This window comes from Xanthomonas sp. SHU 166, from assembly GCF_000364685.1.
Classification (GTDB): Bacteria; Pseudomonadota; Gammaproteobacteria; order Xanthomonadales; family Xanthomonadaceae; genus Xanthomonas_A; species Xanthomonas_A sontii.
In genome coordinates, this window is record NZ_AQOJ01000703.1 from 1 (window position 1) to 3,407 (window position 3,407).

The 3,407-nt window shown below is 70.6% G+C and carries 5 protein-coding genes; all 5 read right to left on the bottom strand.

Annotated elements, in window-relative coordinates:
* On the bottom strand, positions 1-910 hold a 910-nt coding region (gene pqqE, locus D180_RS16455; RefSeq protein ID WP_017913660.1), incomplete at its 3' end, for a pyrroloquinoline quinone biosynthesis protein PqqE.
* Complete coding sequence (gene pqqD / locus D180_RS16460; protein ID WP_017913661.1) at positions 907-1,185, bottom strand: pyrroloquinoline quinone biosynthesis peptide chaperone PqqD; 279 nt, start codon at positions 1,183-1,185, stop codon at positions 907-909. The genes pqqD and pqqE, both read right to left, overlap by 4 nt.
* Entirely contained in the window at positions 1,182-1,928 is a 747-nt protein-coding gene (pqqC, locus tag D180_RS16465; protein WP_017913662.1) for a pyrroloquinoline-quinone synthase PqqC, read from the bottom strand. The genes pqqD and pqqC overlap by 4 nt, the downstream gene beginning before the upstream one ends.
* 34 nt (positions 1,929-1,962) lie before the next feature.
* Positions 1,963-2,862, bottom strand: coding sequence for a pyrroloquinoline quinone biosynthesis protein PqqB (pqqB, locus tag D180_RS16470; protein ID WP_043091180.1), 900 nt, complete (start codon positions 2,860-2,862; stop codon positions 1,963-1,965).
* A 64-nt stretch (positions 2,863-2,926) separates the two neighbouring features.
* Entirely contained in the window at positions 2,927-3,076 is a 150-nt protein-coding gene (gene pqqA / locus D180_RS24265; protein ID WP_017908831.1) for a pyrroloquinoline quinone precursor peptide PqqA, read from the bottom strand.
* Positions 3,077-3,407: the final 331 nt, after the last annotated feature.

Consider the following 3,407-nt stretch of genomic DNA (forward strand, 5'->3'; position numbering starts at 1 on the left):
AGCCCTGGCACACCTCGGGCATCCAGGCGCTGCCGCGGAAGCGCACGAAGGCCTCGCCGTCTTCCCAGATCGCCGCCAGCGGGCGCGCGCGCAGGTTCTCGAAGCGCATGTCCGGCAGGGTTTCGGCGGCGTGGCAGGGCAGCACGTCGCCGCGCGGGGAGATGTTGACGAAGCGCTGGCCCCAGCCGCCCATGCAGGCCTTGGGCCGGTGCGCGTAGTAGTCGGGGGTGACGAAGTCGATGTGCAGGCGGTCCTGCAGGCGCAGCCGGGCGGCCTCCACCGCGGCCACGGTGGCGTCGATCTGCGCGCGGCTTGGCATCAGTGCGGCACGATTGCGCAGGCCCCAGCCGTAGTATTGGGTGTGCGCCACTTCCAGGCGTTCGGCGCCGAGTTCCAGCGCCAGTTCGATCATCGCCGGGACACGTTCGGCGTTGTGGCGATGGATCACCGCATTGATCGTCAGCGGCAGGTCGAGCGCGCGCACCGCCGCGGCGAAGGCGCGCTTCTTGGTCAGGCTGTCGCGGTAGCCGGCGATGCGGTCGGCGCCGGCGGCGTCGGCGTCCTGGACGCTCAGTTGCACGTGTTCCAACCCGGCCGCGGCCAGGTCCGCCAGCATCGGTGCGCCGCCGGCCACGCCGGAGGTGATCAGGTTGCTGTACAGGCCCAGCGCACGCGCATGCGCGACCAGCTCGGGCAGGTCCTTGCGCAGCATCGGCTCGCCGCCGGAGAAATGCGCCTGCAGCACCCCCATCGCCGCGGCCTGGTCCAGCGCCGAACGCCAGCCGGCGGTGTCCAGTTCCTCGCGCAGGCCGGCCAGTGCGATGGGGTTGGAGCAGTACGGGCAGGCCAGCGGGCAGCGATGGGTCAGCTCCAGCAGGATCGACAGCGGCGGCGGCACCGGCGCGTTCATGCGCGCAACAACCGCTTGGCGTGCAACTGCTGCGCCAGCTCGCGCACGTCGCGTTCGACCTCGGCCGGGTCGGCCTCGAATTCGGCCGCCAGTTCCGCCGCGATCGCTGCCAGGCTGCGCGCGCCGTCGCAGCGCGCGACGATGGCGTGGGCGATGGCGTCCAGTTCGATCACCCGCTCCGGCGCCAGCAGCACCCATTGGTCGCGCGCACGGTCGTGCTGCAGGCGCACGCCGGCGGCGAGCCGCGGTTGGCTGCTGGCGTCCAGCGTGCTCATGCCGCGGCCTGCGCGGCGTCCGGCACGAACGCGTCCGGCCAGGCCACGCCCGGTTGCACGTAGGCGAAGTGCAGCGCATCCAGTTGCGACCACAGCACCCCGCACTTGAAGCGCAGCGCGTCCTGCACCAGGTGCTGCTTCTCCACGGTGTCGGCGTGGCGTTTGACGTAGTCCAGGGCAAAGTCCGAATCGCGCGGCGCCTCGTGCAGGCGATGCTCGAAATATGCCAGCGCCTCGCGCGAGACAAAGTCGTAGTGCTGCAGCATGCCGGCCACGCGGTGGCCGATGATGCCCGGGGCGAACAGTTCGGTCAGCGACGAGGCGATGGCCTCCAGCAGGCTCTTTTCGCGCACGAAGTGCAGGTAGGCCTGCACCGCAAAGCGGGTGCCGGGCAGCAGGCCGCGGCCGGACTGCACCAGGTCGCGGTCCAGCCCGAGCGCGTCGGTCAGGTGCAGCCAGCGGGCGATGCCGCCTTCGCCATCGGCGCTGCCGTCGTGGTCGACGATGCGCTGGCGCCAGATCCGGCGCAGTGCCGGGTCGTCCATCCGCGCCAGGATCGCCGCGTCCTTGAGCGGGATGCAGCGCTGGTACTCGTAGCGGTTCAGCGCCCAGGCCTGGACCTGGCCGCGGTTCAGGCGCCCGCTGTGCAGCAGGGCGTGGAAGGGGTGCTGGTCGTGGTACAGCCGCGCGCCGATCGCGCGCAGCGCGGCTTCCAGTTGATCGGGGCTGAGCAGTGCGCTCACGGGCTTGGTCTCGCAGGTGATGCGGGAAGGCGGGTCACAGCGCGATCTCCATGCCGTCGTGGGCCACGTCCCAGCCGTGCGCGGCGACGGTGGCGCGCTCGGCGGAGCCGGCGTCGAGGATGGGGTTGGTGGTGTTGATGTGGATGAAGACCTTGCGGGCCACACCCAGGTCGGCGAAGGCACGCAGGGTGCCGGCTTCGCCGTCGATGCTCATGTGGCCCATGCGCTGGCCGGTCTTGGCGCTGATGCCCAGTTGCACCAGCTCGTCGTCGCGCCACAGGGTGCCGTCGAAGAACACCAGTTCGGCGCCGCGCAGGCGCTCGCGCAGGGCGTCGGTCAGCGCCGCGCAGCCGGGGATGTAGTGCAGGCGGTGCGTGCCGTCGTCGATGGTCAGACCCAGCGTCTCCTCGGCCGAGCCGGCCAGGTCGCCGCTGTGGCGGGATTCCATGAACAGCGGCACCTTGCCCGGCACCGCGAATGGTGTGACCTGCAGGCCGAGCAGCGACAGCGGTGTGTCCAGGGCGAACGGATGGCGGTGCACGTAGGCCGGGTGCAGCGCGTCGAACACCGGGTTGTGCGCCAGCAGGTCGAGCACGCGGCTACTCGCGTACAGGTCGAAGCGCTGGCTCTCGCGCATCGACAGCAGCCCGGCGATGTGGTCGATCTCGCCGCTGGTCAGCAGCACCGCCTCGATCGGCGAATGGCGCTGGTCGCGCTGCGGCCATAGTGCGGGGGTGGCCAGCACCTGCTGGCGAAAATCGGGCGAGGCGTTGATCAGCAGCCAGCGCTGGCCATCGACGCTGACCGCGATGCTGGCCTGGGTACGGCGTTGGGCACCCGGGTGTTGCTGCCACGCGCGTTGGCTCGCGGGCGTGTGGCAGTTCCACTGCGGATGCCCTCCGCCTGCCGCCGATCCCAAAACGATGAGGTGCATCCGGTCTCCGTTTTTAGCGCCTGGCCGGTCGCGCTTCGGTCGCGGGAAGGGAGGAGTGCGCGGGTCAGAGCTCGCCGGAGGCGTAGCAGTTGATTTCCGCGCCGACGCAGATTTCGCGGATCACAGGCTTGTTCCACTTCTTCATGTGCGTTTCCTCTTCGAGTCGGTCTAGGGACGACGGCAGCGGCGCATGCAGACAGCAGCGGGTCGCCATCGCGTTCGAGCATAGGCGCGGGGATTGGGGCGGTTGTGAAATTCCGGTAAAACCGCTGCAAGTCGCAACCGGATCACAGTGACGCGGCGGTGCGTACCCGCGGGGCGCCCCCGGCGCGCGGCCGGCGCAATTGTGAGAACGCGCACAAGCGCGTTAGTGTAGGCGGCACCGTTTCGTCGACTGCGTCCGTCCTTGAACCACACCGTCCACTCCGGCCTGGAGGCGTTGCTGCAGCGCCCGTCGGCCGCGACCCTGGCGCCCGCCCTGCGCGCGGCGCTGCTGCAGGCCTGGCAGGCACAGGCCGAGCCGCTGCCGCGGCTGCCGTGGCCGG

Coding starts and splice junctions, on each gene's coding strand:
- pqqA (WP_017908831.1), bottom strand. CDS start 3,076: ATGGCGACCCGCTGCTGTCTGCATGCGCCGCTGCCGTCGTCCCTAGAC.
- pqqD (WP_017913661.1), bottom strand. CDS start 1,185: ATGAGCACGCTGGACGCCAGCAGCCAACCGCGGCTCGCCGCCGGCGTG.
- pqqB (WP_043091180.1), bottom strand. CDS start 2,862: ATGCACCTCATCGTTTTGGGATCGGCGGCAGGCGGAGGGCATCCGCAG.